The 15,102-nt window shown below is 71.9% G+C and carries 12 protein-coding genes; 10 read left to right on the top strand and 2 right to left on the bottom strand.

Annotated features, from left to right (window positions below; translation table 11 throughout):
• Positions 1–44: 44 nt before the first annotated feature.
• The gene (locus tag ABUW04_RS33570) at positions 45–176 is read right to left on the bottom strand and encodes a hypothetical protein (RefSeq protein ID WP_269665015.1); all 132 of its coding nucleotides are present in this window, start codon (positions 174–176) and stop codon (positions 45–47) included.
• Positions 177–350: 174 nt separating this feature from the next.
• Here ABUW04_RS33570 and ABUW04_RS33565 point away from each other — a divergent pair, with 174 nt between their 5' ends.
• The 8 genes from ABUW04_RS33565 to ABUW04_RS33530 all read left to right on the top strand — a co-directional run bounded on the left by ABUW04_RS33565 (position 351) and on the right by ABUW04_RS33530 (position 11,446).
• On the top strand, positions 351–3,329 hold the full coding sequence (locus ABUW04_RS33565) for a helix-turn-helix transcriptional regulator (RefSeq protein ID WP_380568234.1): 2,979 nt from the start codon (positions 351–353) through the stop codon (positions 3,327–3,329).
• 17 nt (positions 3,330–3,346) lie between these two features.
• Positions 3,347–3,865: an ArsR family transcriptional regulator gene (locus ABUW04_RS33560; RefSeq protein ID WP_380568233.1), complete on the top strand. Its 519-nt coding sequence runs from the start codon at positions 3,347–3,349 to the stop codon at positions 3,863–3,865.
• A 620-nt stretch (positions 3,866–4,485) separates the two neighbouring features.
• Positions 4,486–4,860, top strand: coding sequence for a hypothetical protein (locus ABUW04_RS33555; RefSeq protein ID WP_030257091.1), 375 nt, complete (start codon positions 4,486–4,488; stop codon positions 4,858–4,860).
• A 204-nt stretch (positions 4,861–5,064) separates the two neighbouring features.
• A complete protein-coding gene (locus ABUW04_RS33550) occupies positions 5,065–5,667 on the top strand; it encodes a DUF5819 family protein (protein WP_157623850.1) in 603 nt (200 codons plus the stop codon).
• Between the two features lie 8 nt (positions 5,668–5,675).
• On the top strand, positions 5,676–6,743 hold the full coding sequence (locus tag ABUW04_RS33545; RefSeq protein ID WP_380568232.1) for a hypothetical protein: 1,068 nt from the start codon (positions 5,676–5,678) through the stop codon (positions 6,741–6,743).
• The gene (locus ABUW04_RS33540) at positions 6,727–7,896 is read left to right on the top strand and encodes a M23 family metallopeptidase (protein ID WP_380568231.1); all 1,170 of its coding nucleotides are present in this window, start codon (positions 6,727–6,729) and stop codon (positions 7,894–7,896) included. Before ABUW04_RS33545 ends, ABUW04_RS33540 begins: the two co-directional genes overlap by 17 nt.
• Positions 7,897–7,995: 99 nt before the next feature.
• A complete protein-coding gene (locus ABUW04_RS33535) occupies positions 7,996–10,017 on the top strand; it encodes a S53 family peptidase (protein ID WP_380568230.1) in 2,022 nt (673 codons plus the stop codon).
• Positions 10,010–11,446 carry a phytoene desaturase family protein gene (locus ABUW04_RS33530; RefSeq protein ID WP_380568229.1) on the top strand — a complete coding sequence of 479 codons (1,437 nt, stop codon included), beginning with the start codon at positions 10,010–10,012 and terminating at the stop codon, positions 11,444–11,446. Before ABUW04_RS33535 ends, ABUW04_RS33530 begins: the two co-directional genes overlap by 8 nt.
• A gap of 15 nt (positions 11,447–11,461) precedes the next feature.
• Here the strand turns inward: ABUW04_RS33530 and ABUW04_RS33525 are convergent, their stop codons facing one another.
• On the bottom strand, positions 11,462–12,091 hold the full coding sequence (locus tag ABUW04_RS33525) for a hypothetical protein (RefSeq protein WP_380568228.1): 630 nt from the start codon (positions 12,089–12,091) through the stop codon (positions 11,462–11,464).
• 218 nt (positions 12,092–12,309) lie between these two features.
• On the opposite strand from ABUW04_RS33525, the gene ABUW04_RS33520 reads away from it, so the two are divergent.
• Together ABUW04_RS33520 and ABUW04_RS33515 are read left to right on the top strand one after the other, a co-directional pair.
• Positions 12,310–12,687, top strand: a complete 378-nt coding sequence (locus ABUW04_RS33520) for a DUF427 domain-containing protein (RefSeq protein WP_380568227.1) — start codon at positions 12,310–12,312, stop codon at positions 12,685–12,687.
• A gap of 478 nt (positions 12,688–13,165) precedes the next feature.
• Positions 13,166–15,091: an FHA domain-containing protein gene (locus ABUW04_RS33515; RefSeq protein WP_380568226.1), complete on the top strand. Its 1,926-nt coding sequence runs from the start codon at positions 13,166–13,168 to the stop codon at positions 15,089–15,091.
• Positions 15,092–15,102 lie beyond the last annotated feature (11 nt).

The following is a 15,102-nucleotide window of genomic DNA, read 5'->3' as shown; positions in this document are numbered from 1 at the left end:
CGGAACTGGGCACCAGGCCGTCCCTGGTGCCCAATTCCGGCTATTCACGCGGTGAGCACATTGCTGGCGTAGCTGACGCAGGTCCAGGTCTGTGTGCTGCTCTCGTCGTTGACGTCCTTCTCGAGGATCTGCAGGTTCAGGATGGAGTCGATGGTGGGCTCGATGGTCTCAGGCACGGTGATCTCCTCGATCGGAAGACGGAGCTGACGGGGTGACAGGTCCGGCTGGAGGAGAGGCTATCCAGCGAAAGTTCGGTGCTGGTCAACTACCGGTACGGAAACGCTTTCTTCCCAGTCCACCGGGGGACGCCGTTCAGGCGCATCGGTCACTTCCAGCGTGATACACAGGCTGTGCGTCGGCGGGGGTGTGCCGGCTGGGAGAGAGGGAGTTCCTTGCTTCTCGAAGATCCGGCATGGGAGAACAGCGCCGAGTTGGTCGGCAGACCCGCGGAGCTCCACTGCCTCTCCGAGCTGGTGCGACGCATGAGTACCGGTCGGGGCGGAGTGCTGGAGATCACCGGCGAGCCGGGGATCGGCAAGACCAGCCTGCTCGGACAGCTGGCCCAGCAGGCGGTCGCCGCCGGGGCACGGGTGCTACGGGTCCACGCAGTGCACGGTACGACGGAACACGGCCAGGTCGTCGGCGAACTGCTGGCCGCCCTGGAGGGCCGGCGCCCCGCGGCGTCGCACACCGGTCCACCGGTGGAACCCGACCTCCGCAGCCTCCTGGGCAGTTGGGCCGCCGACCAGGGCGGCGTGCTGCTGCTCGACGACGTCCACCTGTGCGACGAGCAGTCCGCCAGGGCGGTCGCGCAGCTGCTGCGCAGACCCCCGTCGGGCCCCTTCGCAATGGCCCTGGCCCACCGTCCCAGGCAGACCGGCGCCCTGCTGACGGACGCACTGGAGCGCGGCGCCGAGACCGGTGACGTCATCCGGCTGACTCCGTCGCCCCTGGACACCCAGGCCACGTCCACCCTGCTCGGCCTCTGGCGGGCCAGGACCAACACCCCCTTCCCGGGCACGGCACCCCGGAACGACCTTCCCGCAGCACGGCGGCCCTCCTGGGAGCCGATGAACCAGGGGGCCTACGCCGAGCAGCTGCACGCCGCGTCCGGCGGCAATCCACGGCTGCTCCAGATCCTCGCCGCCGCGCGATGGGATCCGGACGAGTGGCCACTGAGTGCGGGCCCGGACCGCGACGGCCTGCGGCGTGCGGCGGCTCCCCTCCTCACCGAGTTCACCGCCCTCAGCACGGTCGCCGCCACTACGGCGGAGGTCGCAGCCGTCCTCGGTGATCCCTTCCTCCCGGCCGAGGTGGCCGCGATCTCCGGACTGGGGGTCGAACGAACCCTCGGCGCCTTCACCGAACTCTCCGCGGCGGACCTGATCCGTCCGCTGCCCTGGGGCGGTCGCTACGCCTTCCGGCATCCGGTACTCGGCCACGTCGTCCTGGAACACGCCTCGCCGTCGCTGCGCCTCAGCGCCCACAGCGCCGCGCTGGAGCTGCTCACGGCGCGCCGGGCCCCGGCCGTCCAGCGTGCCCGGCACGCCGAGTACCTGGTGGGTTCCGGCAGTGTCCCGGCTCTGCAGGGCCTGATCGAGGGCGCGGCGGAGGCCACCGCGCAGGCGCCCGCCACCGCCGCTCGCTGGTTGGGCCTGGCGCTGGAGCATCTGCCGACCGGGACCGGGATCAGCGCCACCCGGGCCGTGCTGGTGCTCGACTGCTGCCGCGCTCTGACCGCCGTGGGCCACCTGCGCGAGGCCCGCTCACTGGCGCACGAACTGCTGCGGCACCGGTCCGACCTGCCCGATGACCTGGCGGTGCGGGCCTACGCCGTCTGCGGTGAGGTGGAGCGCCTGCTGGGTCGCTACCAGGAGGCCGACGCGGTCGTCCACGCCGGCCTGGACCTGTTGCCCCGGCCGCTGCCGGTTCCGCTGCCGGGCCCGGCCGCCGAACTGATCACCACGCACGGGCGGGTGCAGATGTTCCGGGACGCCTACGCCCAGGCGCGTGACCTGGTGCGCGAAGCGGCCCAGGCCGCGTCCGGCGCCGATCCCATGGCTCCCTATCTACGGGCGCTGGCGGCCTTCGGCGACACCCAGCTCGGCCTGCTGCCCGAGGCCGCCCCGGAGATCACCGAGTGCGCGCGCCTGGTGGACGCCCTGCCGGACGCCACTGCCGCCTCCATGCCGGAGGTGCTGGCGATGCTCGGCTGCTCGGAGTTGTTCCACGAGCGCATCCACGACGCTTACCGGCATCTGGAGCGGGGCCTGGACGCCACGTCCGGCGGCAGCCGACGGTACCTGAGAATCAACCAGTTGGTGGCCCTGTGCCACCTCGACCAGCTGACGGGGCGTCTGGACGCGCTCGGCCGACGGGCCCGCGAGGCGGAACTGCTCGCCCGGATGATCGGGGCCGACGAAGGCGCGGGCATCGCGCTGACCCTGAGGGCGACCGGGCTCCTGTGGACGCGGCCGTGCCGGGACACGGGCCGAGTGATCGAGATCGCGGAGGAGGGGCACGCGCTCGCTCATGCCGTGCGCGGCCTGCGCGCGAACGTCACTGTCGGGCTGCTGGCCTACGTCCAGTTCTACGGCGGACATCCCGCGGACTGCCTGCGCACCCTCGCCGAGGCGGGCGGCCCGCGACTGCGCGGGTTACTGCCGCCCTGGCGGGCCTCGCTCCTGGCGCTGGCCTCCACCGCGGCGCTGCGCTGCGGTGACATCGACGCTGCCCGCAGCTGGGCCGTGGCGGCGGAGGCCACCGCCACGCAGCTGGGCCTGCCGCTGCAGCAGCAGCACGTCCGCAGGGCGCAGGCGGAGCTCCACGCCGCGGTGGGCGACCACGACGCGGCGGCCGAACTGTTCCACCAGGCCGCGGAGGCGTTCCGCCGGGCCGGACTGCCGGTCGAACACGCACTGACCCTGCTGGCCGGGGCACGCTCGGCGCACACGGCCGGCGGAAGGAGCCGGGCGCTGGAGTGGCTGGACTCGGCAGCGAAGGTCTCCCGCGGCTGCGGCGCCCGGAGGATCCTGGAGGAGGTGGCAAGGGCCCGGGCGGAGCTGACGCCGCCCCACCCCGCCGACGGATCGGTCGTGACGCTGTCGAACCTGAGCACCAACCCGGCCGTTGCCCTCCTCAGCAATCGGGAGCGCGAGATCGCCCGACTTGCCGTCATGGGCAGGAGCACCAAGGAGATCGCCGAACAGCTCTTCCTCAGCGCCAGGACCGTGGACACCCATCTCGGCAACATCTACCGCAAGCTGGGCATCCGTTCCCGTGCGGCACTGCTGCACGCCCTCAGCTCCGGTGTTGCCAATATTCCGTAGTTACGTATTATTGCGCCATGGACCTTGAGGAGCGCGTCGCGGACCTGACGCGACGCGTTGCCGACCTCGAGGCCAGGCTGGACCGGAGCGAGCCCGCCGCAGTGCCGGCGGCCCCGACCCAGGACGGCTTCTGGGCGCTGTCCACCTGGAAGAAGCAGCTGGCCGAGGCCGAACTGGACGGCGGTGGGGTGCTGTTCACCGGCGCCGTCCAACTCCCGTCGGGCAAGCGCTACGAGTGGCAGGCCGGCTACAGCACGGAGAGCCTGCTGGCGAGCGAGCTCGCGAGCGCGGCCGAGGCCCTCTCCGCGCTCGGCAACCCGGTGCGCCTGCTGATGCTCCGTGAGATCCTGCTCGGCCGCAGCACCGTCAACTCGCTGGCCCAGGTCGCGGACATGGGGACGAGCGGACAGATCTACCACCACCTGCGACAGATGACGGCGGCCGGCTGGCTGCACTCGTCGTCACGGGGACACTACGAGGTCCCGGTCGAGCGCATGGTCCCGCTCCTGGTCGCACTCGCGGCGGCACAACGGTGAAATCGACCCACCGTGCTTTTTCCTGACCTATTGGTTCGTGTGCGCATTGACGAAACGGAAGATTTCCGGGGAAACCTCAAGTTCTGCTCAACTGACTTCACTGCGGGCCTGCGCCGGTGCAAGAATCGAGCCAACGCCGACGGATATCGCGGCGGGATCGACGAACACCATCGTCACGGGGGCACGGGGATGAGCAGGAACCGCACGGGGATTTCTGACCGCTGTAATATCGCGGCCTCCCCCGGCTAGCACGGGCAGTAGGGAGCCGGAGCCCAGCGCTTCGTCCCCACACACCGGAAGGCATTCCTCCGGAAATCAGCGGAGCGAATACGGCCTGCAATTTGAATTCTCCGTGCCCTGGTCCCGCCGAGTCCGTCGAATACCAGGGTGGGATTTATGCGGAAGAAACTCGCCGCCGGTGCGCCGGCAATCGACCGCGCCGCGGCCCGCGCACGGCGAACTCCCTGGCGACGCACCCCTTCAGCACTCCCGACCGAGTTCCCGGTACCCGGCCGCTCGCCGCGGCCACCGGGCCCCACGACTCCCGTGGCAACCGCCACGGGCCCCGTCCCGCCTGCGCACAGGTGGGACGACCCTTCACAGATCCAAGGAGCAACAGCATGAAGAAGAAGCTGATCGCCGGCGCACTGGTGGCGACCGTCGCCGCAGCCGGCATCGTCGGCTCGGTGGGCACCAGCGCCTCCGCCGCCGCGCTGCCGCAGCAGAAGGTCGCCGCGACGCAGTCGCTGGCCACCGCCACGGTCCTCAGCAAGGGCGCCCAGCCCCAGTTCTGGGCGAGCATCGCGCAGAGCGTGCTGGCCGCCTCCGTGGTCAAGGCGACCGAGGTCGCGGTGAAGGCGACGGTCAAGGCCGCCGCCGTGGACTCCTCGTCCTCGTCCGACTCCTCGTCGTCGTCCAGCGGCGGCCCGGTCACCGCGCCGGCCTCCCTGCACGGGGCGATCCCCGGCGACGCGCAGTTCGACGCCGCCAACTGAAACCGCTGCCGGAATCAGTGAGGTAGCAGCCCAGTTCCGCGCCCGGCGGCCCCTAATGCCGCCGGGCGCGGCCACGAGCCACAGGAAGTGATCTCCCGTCAGATGAGACATCTCTTCAGTAGACAACGCAGTCGAACCACCCTACCCGGAGACTCCGCAGTTCCGATGCGGGTACGTCTGGGCTCTCTCCTCGCACTGGTTCCGGTGGTCCTCTACACAGCCGCCTGCCTGGTGTACAACGCCCCGGCCTCGCCGGCCCGCAACCGGGTGGACTCCACCGCGGTGGCGTTCATGGAGCCGTACTTCTGGCAGGACTGGCAGCTCTTCGGCCCGACTCCCGGTGACAGCAACAGTCTTGTGTACATGGAGGCACAGGTCCGGCTTCCTTCCGGTCAGGTCGTCCAGACCTCCCCGGTCGAGATCGAGGGGGCCATCGACCGTGCGCCCCGGGGGTTCCGGGTCAACCCGACCAAGCTGCCCGGAATCATGCTCGCCTTCGACGAGGGGGCGCAGCACTACGACCAGGCGGCGACGAAGATCAAGAAGCTCCCCGCCGCACAACGTGCCCAGGCACAGACCGATCTGGACCAGGCCTACGCCAATGACTTCCTGGAAATGCAGCGCTTCATGTCCGCACGGGCGGAGAGCCTCTTCCCGCAGGACCGGATCGTGGCGGTGAGAGCGACGTTCAAGACCCAGCCGATCATCCCGTTCTCCCAGCGCTACGAGAGTCCCGCGCCCAAGGAGCCGATCGAGCCGCTGATGCAGACCTCGTGGCTGCCCTACGTCGCGGGGGTGGCCCAGTGAGGCGGGTCATGGGTCAGCTCACGGGCCGGGTCGATGCAGCGGTGCTGTGGCTGGCGCGCAGCGAACGCCGCCTGGTCGGCATCGCGCTGCTGCGCATCGTCATCGGCCTCGCCACCGTCCTCTACTGCCTGGCCGACTACAGCCGCAGGCAGTTCCTCTGGGGGCCGCACTCCTACAACTCACCGGCGGTCGCGGGCAAGGCGCTGCCGCACTGGGGGTTCTCGCTCTTCCTGGTCAGCAACTCGCAGATCTGGTTCGAACTGCTCTTCCACGCGGTGATCCTGGTCTCCCTGGCGTTCATGGTCTTCGGCGGCCGCGCCCTGACCGTCGCCCAGGCCGTGCTGATGTGGTCGCTGCACTACCGCAACCAGGACGTGCTGGAGGGCGGGGACAACCTCGCCCAGATCCTGATCATCTTCATGGTCTTCTCGGTCTCCAACGCCTACTTCGCGCCGGGGGCCAAACAGCGCCGTGCGCTGATGCGCCGGCAGAGCGGGCCCACGATCGGTACCGCGCTGCACAATCTGGCCGCCTACCTCATCGTGTTCCAGACGTCGGTGCTCTACTTCACCGCCGGCTACTGGAAGATCACCGGAACGGTGTGGCAGAACGGCGTGGCCATGTACTACATCAGCCGGATCACCGGGTTCGAGATGTCGTCCACCTACGCCCAGGTGATGAGCAGCGCGTTCCTGGGCACCGCGATCTGCTACTTCACCATCTTCACCGAACTGGGTTTCCCCTTCGCCGTACTGTCGAACCGGGCGTGGGTGCGGAAGGCCAACACCCTCGCCATCGAGGCCATGCACCTGGGGATCATGGTCTGCATGGGCCTGGTCTGCTTCGGACTACTGATGATCGGCGCCGACTGCACCTGTCTGCGCGACGAGGACTACCGGTCGCTGTACCTGCGTGCGGTGCGGCTGAAGCAGGGCGTGCTGGACCGGCTGCGGCCGCCACTGGCGGAGTTCCCGGCCGGGGCGGCGCTCTCCCTGGCCGGAGCGGAGCACGCTTCGGCACCAGCACCGGCACCGGCCTCGGCCTCGAAGGAGGAGGACCGTGCCCACCAGGCCTGACCGCCGCGCCGAGATCGCCGCACTGCAAGCGTTCCTGACCGCCGACCCGGACCGATGGCCCGAACTCGCGCCCCGGGCCGTGGAGTCCAGCGGCCACGACCTGCTGCGCCGGATCGTGGACGCCACCCGGGAGCGGCTGGGCGGCATCGACGAGGTGCGGGACTCGCCCCGGGGACTGCTCGTCGCCGGACCCCGCGGAGAGGTCCTGGCCTGGGCGAAGATCGATCAGGCCGGAACGCTGGAGGACCTGCTGATCGCCCGGGGTGCGGAGGGATACGGGCCCGGCGGGTGGTGGCGCCGCCGACTTGCCACGGCCGTCTGGGTCGCCCTGTGCTGCTACTGGATCGCCCTGTGCTGGGGCGCCGGGAGCGTCACCGGATGGATCGGGTCGCTGCTCGTGGTCGCGTCGGGCTACCTGCTCCTGGAGGGCTTCTCCTCCATCACCGAGGAGCCCTGGTGGGTCCGCCGCCCCGTCGAGGCGGGCGCGCTCGTCGCGCTCGGATCGGCCTGGCGCCTGCCCCACCTGCGGGTCGGCAACGGCACCTTCGACGTGGTCGTCGGGGTGGCGATGCTGGGCCTGACGGCCGGGGCGCTGCTCCGGTCCCGCCGCCACCGCTGGGGCACCGCCGTGACCGCACAGGCCTGGTTCCCGCTGCGCGGGGCCTGGTACGTCGGCCAGGGCGGCGGACGTCTGCTCAACCACCACTTCCAGGTGCCGGAGCAGCGCGGCGCCCTGGACCTCGTCAAGGTCGGTGCCACCGGCAGCCGGCGGGGGTCCGCCGGCAGCCTCGGCTCCTACCTCGCCTACGGGGCCAGGGTGTACGCCCCCTGCGACGGTCGGGTCGTCTCCGCGGTCGACGGCGTCGAGGACCAGGTCCCGGGTGTGATCCGGTACGGGCCGGTCTACGGCAACCACGTCTTCATCGACACGGGTACCGAGACCGTCAAGCTCGCCCATCTGCGCCCCGGCACCGTCGCGGTGGCCCAGGGCCAGTCCGTCCGCGCCGGCGACCTGCTGGGCGAGGTCGGCAACTCCGGCAACACTACCGAGCCCCACCTCCACATCCACGCCGAACGCGACGGTGTCGGCCTGGACCTCGACTTCGTGGACGTACAGGGCAGCCTCCACCGGGGCCGCACCGTCCGAACCTGATCAACCGTCAACACCCTTTTCCACCAACCCCGTTCCTGCCTTCCTTCCCGCCTGCCTGCCGCCGCCGGGCGGTTCGCCCTGCCCAGAAAGCCATCTCCCGTGAGACTCCGTCACATAGCCGTCGCCGCAACGGCCCTCGGCTCCGTCATCGCTGCCGGCAGCCCCGTCCAGGCCCGGACCGCCACCGACCAGGCCGTCCCGGCCACGCCCCGGACCGTGCTCCAGGGTTCGCACCCCGACTACGCCACGAGCCGCCAGGACCTCGGTGCGGTACCCGCGGCGCAGACCCTGACCGCCCGGGTCTACCTGGGCTCGCGGGCTCCTGTCGCCCTCACCGCCTTCCTGCAGTCCGTCACCACCCCGGGGAGCCCGGACTACCGGCACTTCCTCTCCCCGGCCCAGTACCAGCAGCGCTTCGGACTCACCGCCGCGCAGCGCCGGTCGGCGGTCCGCTGGCTCACCTCGTCCGGCCTGCGGGTGACCGCCGACACCCTGCACTACCTCCAGGTCAGCGGCCCGGAGGCGGCGATGGACCGGGCGCTGGGCACCAGCATCCACCGCTACGGCACCGCCTGGGGACCGCTGCAGGCTCCCGTGCAGGACGCCAGCGTTCCCGCCGCCGTATCGGCCGACGTGGTCGCCGTCGACGGACTGTCGGCACCGGCCGCGGCCAACCCCGCATCCGCCCCCGCCACCCCAGCCTCCCCGGCCCCCGCCTCCACGCCCACGCCCACGACGGCGCCCACGACGGCGCCAACGCCCACGCCCGGCGACGACCCCGTCTGCTCGACCTACCTCGGCCAGCAGCAGGCCACCACCCTGCCACCCGCCTACGGCCGCACCGTCCCCTACGCGACCTGCCCCTACACCCCGGCCCAGCTGCGCAAGGCCTACAGCGTCGGAACTCCCGGCGCCACCGGCCGGGGGCGGACCATCGCCATCGTCGACGCCTACGGCTCGGCCACCATGCCCGCCGACGCCGACCAGTTCGCCGTCGGCACCGGCGACCGGCCGTTCCGCCCCGGGCAGTACCGGCAGCAGGTCGACCCGGCCGGCTGGAACGTCAGCTCCAACTGCGCCCCGCCCGCGTCCTGGGCCGGTGAGCAGGCCCTCGACATCGAGATGGCGCACGGCTACGCACCGGACGCCTCGGTGCTCTACGTCGGCGCCGACTCCTGCCTGGACAGCGATCTGATGGCGGCCGAGGCGTCGGTCATTGACTCCCGTTCGGCCGACCTCATCTCCAACTCCTGGGCCGAGATCATCCACTCCCAGCCCGGACATCTCACCCCCGGCCTGGTCGCCGCCTGGAACATGCTGTTCCAGCAGGCGGCCGCCGAGGGCATCGGGGTCTACTTCGCGGCCGGGGACTGCGGCGACTCCTCGCCCAGCGCGGCGCAGACCGCGCTCAACTGCGATCCGCAGACCACCCAGGCGCAGGCCGACTTCCCCAGCGGCTCGCCCTGGGTCACCTCGGTGGGCGGCACCACACTGGCCACCGACTCCCGAGGCGGCTACGCCTGGGAGACGAGCATGGGCGACAGCCTCTCCATCCGCCCCGACGGCACCGGAGCCTGGGCCCCGATCCCCGGAGTCTTCACCTACGGCGGCGGAGGCGGCCCCAGCGACTTCCCCCAGCCCTGGTACCAGCGGACCCGGGTGCCGGCCGCCCTCGCCGGTTCGGGCGCGACCGCGCACCGGATCACCCCGGACGTCTCCCTGGAGGGCGACTCGGCCCTACCGGTCCTGGTGGGCTACACAGTTGACGGTACGTTCGGGACCGTCGGCTACGGCGGTACGTCCGCGGCGACCCCCGGTTTCGCGGCCGTCCAGGCCGATGCCGAGCAGGAGACCGGGCACTCCTTCGGCTTCGCCAACCCCCTGCTGTACTCGCTGGACCGGGCCGGGGTCTTCCACGACGTGACCGAGCACCCCGCCGCAGCCGGTCCCGGCCCGCTCACCGCGGTCCGCGACATGGGCGCCGCCGCGGGAGACCTGCGCTACATCCTCTACACCCTGGGCCAGGACTACGGCCTGCCGGCCGCCCCCGGCTACGACGAGGCCACCGGCCTGGGCTCCCCCGACGCGGCGTACCTGCGCTGGTTCCGTACCCATGGCTGACGACGCGATCGTGGTCGGCTCCGGGCCCAACGGGCTGGCCGCGGCCGTCGCCCTGGCCCAGGAAGGGGTGTCCGTCACCGTGCTGGAGGGTGCCGACACCATCGGCGGCGGCACCCGCAGCAGCGAGTTGACGGTTCCCGGGGTGCTCCACGACCACTGCGCCGCCATCCACCCGATGGCCGTCGGCTCGCCCTTCCTGCGCACCCTCGGCCTGGAGCGCCACGGACTGGAATGGCTCTGGGCCGAGATCGAACTGGCCCATCCGCTGGACGGCGGAGGCGTGGCGGTGCTGCACCGCTCCCTGGAGCGGACCGCGGCCGGCCTCGGGCCGGACGCGGCCGCGTGGCGGCGGGTCTTCGGACCGCTCACCCAGCGCTTCGACGAGATCGCCGACGACCTGATGCGCCCGCTGCTGCACCGCCCCGCGCACCCCTGGGCCACCGCACGCTTCGGGGCCCTCGCCGCCCTGCCGGCGGCCCTGCTGGCCCGCTCCTGGGTGACCCCCGAGGCCAAGGCCCTGTTCGCCGGGGTCGCGGCACACGCCCTGCGCCCACTGCACACCCTGGGCAGCGCGGCACTGGGGCTGATGCTCGTCGCCGCCGGGCACCAGCGCGGCTGGCCGGTGGCCCGGGGAGGATCGCGCGCCATCACCGACGCACTGGCCGCCCGCCTGCTCGAACTCGGCGGCACGATCGAGACCGGGACCTGGGTCGGCTCACTGGCCGAACTGCCGCCCTCGGCCCTGGTCCTGCTGGACGTCGCGCCCCGGGCCGCCGCGGCCATCTGCGGCGACCGCATGCCGCCCCGGGTCCGCCGCGGCTACGCCCGGTGGCGGCACGGACCCGGCGCGTTCAAGGTGGACCTCGCGGTGCGGGACGGCATCCCCTGGCGCAACGACGCCTGCCGCCGGGCGGCCACCGTCCACCTGGGCGGCACCGTCGAGGAGGTCTCCAGGTCCGAGCGGCTGACTGCGGCAGGGCGGATGCCCGACCGCCCGTTCGTGCTGGTCGCCCAGCAGTACCTGGCCGACCCGTCACGCTCGGCCGGCGACATCCACCCCGTCTGGGCCTATGCGCACGTCCCCAACGGCTGGCAGGGCGACGCCACCGAGGCGGTGCTCGACCAGATCGAGCGCTTCGCCCCCGGAACGCGCCGGCGGATCGTCGGCCGGGTGTCCCGCCGGGTGGACGAGATGGCCGCCTACAACCCCAACTACGTCGGCGGTGACATCCTCACCGGGGCCAACACCGCCTGGCAGCTGGCCTTCCGCCCACGGCCCGCCCTGGACCCGTACCGCACCGGGGTTCCCGGGGTGTTCCTGTGCTCCGCGGCCACGCCCCCGGGGGCCGGGGTGCACGGCATGTGCGGGGCCGGGGCCGCCCGCTCGGCCCTGCAGCACCTGAGGTCAGTGCGGACCGGGCGCGGCTGAGGCGGCGGCCAGGCTTCAGGCGTCTTCGCCCAGCAGGCGCCGGCCCTGGCCGAAGAAGTCGCCCACGGCGCCGACACCGCCCAGTTCGCGGAGGGTCCGCGCGGCGCCGAAGGGTGCGTTCCAGAACTCGCCCTGGCGCTGCTCGTGCGGGCCGACGTAGGCGTAGGGCTCCGCCTGGAAGCCGTCGCCCGGTGAGACGCCGTAGTTCGCCGCGTCGACGGTCACCGCGATGTCGAAGTGCTCGGGCCAGATCACCGGGTCCGAGCCCGGGAAGGTCCCGCGCAGTGCGGCGTCGCCAACGGCGAAGCAGCGGGCCAGCCACTCGGCGGCGGCCGGATCGACGTCGAGTGACTCCTCGCTGCCGACCCCCGACCCATCCGGGTACAGCCCGGCCGGAGCGCCGGCCGCGACCGCGATCTGCTCCGCGAGCCCGGCGCAGCTGGTCCGCTGCAGCGGCAGGGAGCGGCCGGCCGCCACCAGCTCGGCGCCGACCACCCGCAGCCAGGGCTCGGACCGGGTGGCGAACCCGCCCGGGCAGGCCTGCAACCTGATCGTGCCACTGGCCCGGTACTGCGGACCGGCCAGCAGCGTCTCCGCCACCGCGTGCAGGGCCCGGCGCGTGCGTATCACCGTCTGGGAGTCCATGCCCCCATCCTCGCCGACCGCAGCGGCAGCGCCACCCCGCCGCGCCGGGTGCCGGTCGCCGGGTGCCGGTCGCCGGTCGCCGGTCGCCGGTCGCCGGTCGCCGGTCGCCGGGAAGCATGCGCCGGGAAGGAGCGTTGATCGGTAGTAACGTCCGGCCGCCACAGGCCGTCCGGTCGCCACCGGTCCGCACGCCACCTCCGCGAGAGAGAAGCCCAGCCATGACCGACCGCCCCGTCCTGCAGCCCAGCGCAAGCCATCCGATCACCGTCACGGCCAACCCGGCCAGGGTCGTGGTCACGGTCGCCGGCCGCACCGTCGCCGACACCCGCGACGCGCTGACCCTGCGCGAGGCACAGTACCCCGCCGTGCAGTACATCCCGCGCGCCGACGTGGACCTCGCCCTGCTGGAGCCCAGCGACACGGCCAGCTACTGCCCCTTCAAGGGCGAGGCCGGCTACTACAGCATCCCGGTCGGCGGTGACCGCTCGGTCGACGCCGTCTGGGTCTACGAGTCCCCGTACCCGGCCGTCGCCGAGATCAAGGACCATGTCGCCTTCTACCCGGACCGGGTCGACAGCATCACCGAACTGCCGTAGCCGGCCGGCCACTGCACCCGACCGCCCGAAGTGCCAGTACAGGACGGAAGGTATGTGCTAGAACTTCTGCTGCAGCCATCGAACGGGTGACTGCGATGGCTCCGGAATTCCGGCGGATTCCGGACGGTGGCCACCGTCGCTGGGCGGCCGACCGCGCGGGGCGCAGCAGGTGCGGTCGGCAATTCGAGCGGCCTCCCCGCACCGGCTCTGCCCCGCGGCCGACCGACTCCGGTCCACCGCGGCGCCGGGTGAGCGCCCCGGGCCACCGCGCCGGACTCCCGCCCCGGGCCCGCGCGCCGCGACGAACGGCCAGATGTCTCTGGTCACTGGCTGTCCCCGTCCCTGGCAGGACCCCCGGTCCTCGGTATGCTGCCATCCGTTGAGCATTCATCAACCCGGCGGCTGAGGTGGGCTTTTGAGGACCCCTCACCACCGCATGCCGGTGCCGGCCCGCTGATCCACACAGAAGGAGCGTCGGTTGCCACCCGTCATCGTCGGGCAGAAGGGCCCATTCGCCGGGCAGCGCATCCCCCTCGGCACCGCGCCGGTCACCTTCGGTCGCAAGAGCGACAGCGACATCGTCATCGTCAGCCCCATCGCCTCCCGGCTGCACGCCGAGATCGTGCCCGAGGACGGCGGCTTCGTCCTCTACGACCGCAACAGCAGCAACGGCACGGAGGTCAACGGGGAGGAGGTGACCCGTCGGGTGCTGCGGCCCAACGACGTGATCAGGATCGGCGAGGAGACCTTCGCGTTCGAGCTGACCGACGCCATGGAGACGCTGCTGGACCTCTCCGTTAAGGAGGCCTCGGCGCTGCCCCGGGCCGCCGACCCGGACACGCTGCGGGTGACCGTCACCGGCGGCGGCCCGGTCGGCCTGGCCTTCGCGCTGCTGTTGGAGAGCGCGATGGGGCCGCGGGCGGCGATCACGGTCTACGACGGACGCTGGACCAGGGACGGCGCCAAGGTCGTCTGGAAGACCGAGGCCCAGGGCAACGTCAGGCGCCAGCAGGTGGTGACGGTGCAGAGCCGTCAGTACCTGAACCTCCCGGAGGAGGTGCAGGAACGTCTCTTCAGCCCCGAGGAGTTCTCCGAGATGTGGCCGGCGGGCCCCGACTCCATCAAGGGCTTTCCCCCGCGCAACATCCGCATCGCCGAGATCGAGGACCGGCTGCTGGAGATAGCCAACGAGAAGCAGGACCGCATCCGCCTCGTCCCGGCCCGGTTCGACATCACCCAGAAGCAGCGCACCCTCACCGACCAGCATGTCCTGGCGATCTGCGAGGGCGGTCGCTCCCGCACCCGTGAGCACTTCAGCGACAAGTTCGGCACGGCCGACGCCAACATCTACTCGCTCAACGGCGAGCACGTCCAGGACGTGGTCCTGGGCCTGAAGGTGAAGTCCCGCCTGCCGGACCCGATGAGCGTGCTGCTGACCGTGGCGCAGAACCGCTTCCTGCTCAACTCGCTGCGCGGCGAGGGCTTCCTGAACATGCGGCTGACGGACACCGAGGCCAAGGAGGTCGTCGGCATCGACCCGGTCCGCCAGGTCTTCGAGGAGTGCATCGCCTCGCGCCCCTGCGTCATGGCCCGTGACGAGTACGGGGACTTCCACTGCTCGACCCACAGCACTCTCTTCCTCCCCGCCCTGATCAAGGGGTCCGCGCTGTGGAAGCAGGTGCGCGAGGGGCTGAAGTTCTTCGACGTCCCCGAGGCCGACCTCTCCGCGGTCACCGCCTTCCGCCTGGACATGGTGCAGCGCCCGCGCTTCACCTCCCGGGTGTTCCCGCCGACGGCCGACAACCCCGGCACCTACGGCTTCCTGCTGGGCGACGCCGCGAACGCGATCCACTTCTGGCCCGGCCGCGGCCTCAACAGCGGTCTGGCGTCGGCGATCTCACTCTCCCGCTCGCTCAAGAGCGCCTGGCGCGGCAACCGGTTCCGCGACGCGGACTTCCTCCGCCACGAGGCCGCGATGTCGGTCCTCCAGTACCGGCACAAGAGCCGCGCCTGGAACGCCATGGTGACCACCGACGACCAGGGGGTCACCTACGCCATCAAGGACCAGATCGCCCGCAGCCTCAAGGCCGAGGCCGCGGACGGGGCCGAGGAGACCCGAGAGGCCGACATCGACGCCCTGCTGCAGCAGCTCCAGGAGGTGGGAGCACGGCTGGCCCCCCGGATGTCCGGCCTGCCCGACGAGGCGACCCTGCGGACCCACCTGGACACGCTGCAGAGCGGAACGCTGCGCACCCTGCGCGAGAGCGGCCCCTGGGACACCCTGATCGTCGGCGGCGAGGAGGTCGACATCGACATCTTCTACCAGCCGGACCCACCGGCCCCCAAGTCCCCACCCCGCGACCCCAGGAACGCCGACCTGCCCCCGCACGCAACAGCCCGCTGACCCGGGCCCTC

This window comes from Streptacidiphilus jeojiensis (assembly GCF_042510965.1).
Taxonomy (GTDB): Bacteria; Actinomycetota; Actinomycetes; order Streptomycetales; family Streptomycetaceae; genus Streptacidiphilus; species Streptacidiphilus jeojiensis.
Note: the sequence above shows the minus strand (reverse complement) of the source record. Positions and strands in the feature narration are given on the sequence as shown.

What these genes read in the sequence shown, in the direction of transcription:
- ABUW04_RS33560 (WP_380568233.1), top strand. Translation starts at nt 3,347, where the DNA reads ATGGACCTTGAGGAGCGCGTCGCGGACCTGACGCGACGCGTTGCCGAC.
- ABUW04_RS33555 (WP_030257091.1), top strand. Translation starts at nt 4,486, where the DNA reads ATGAAGAAGAAGCTGATCGCCGGCGCACTGGTGGCGACCGTCGCCGCA.
- ABUW04_RS33545 (WP_380568232.1), top strand. Translation starts at nt 5,676, where the DNA reads ATGGGTCAGCTCACGGGCCGGGTCGATGCAGCGGTGCTGTGGCTGGCG.
- ABUW04_RS33530 (WP_380568229.1), top strand. Translation starts at nt 10,010, where the DNA reads ATGGCTGACGACGCGATCGTGGTCGGCTCCGGGCCCAACGGGCTGGCC.
- ABUW04_RS33525 (WP_380568228.1), bottom strand. Translation starts at nt 12,091, where the DNA reads ATGGACTCCCAGACGGTGATACGCACGCGCCGGGCCCTGCACGCGGTG.
- ABUW04_RS33520 (WP_380568227.1), top strand. Translation starts at nt 12,310, where the DNA reads ATGACCGACCGCCCCGTCCTGCAGCCCAGCGCAAGCCATCCGATCACC.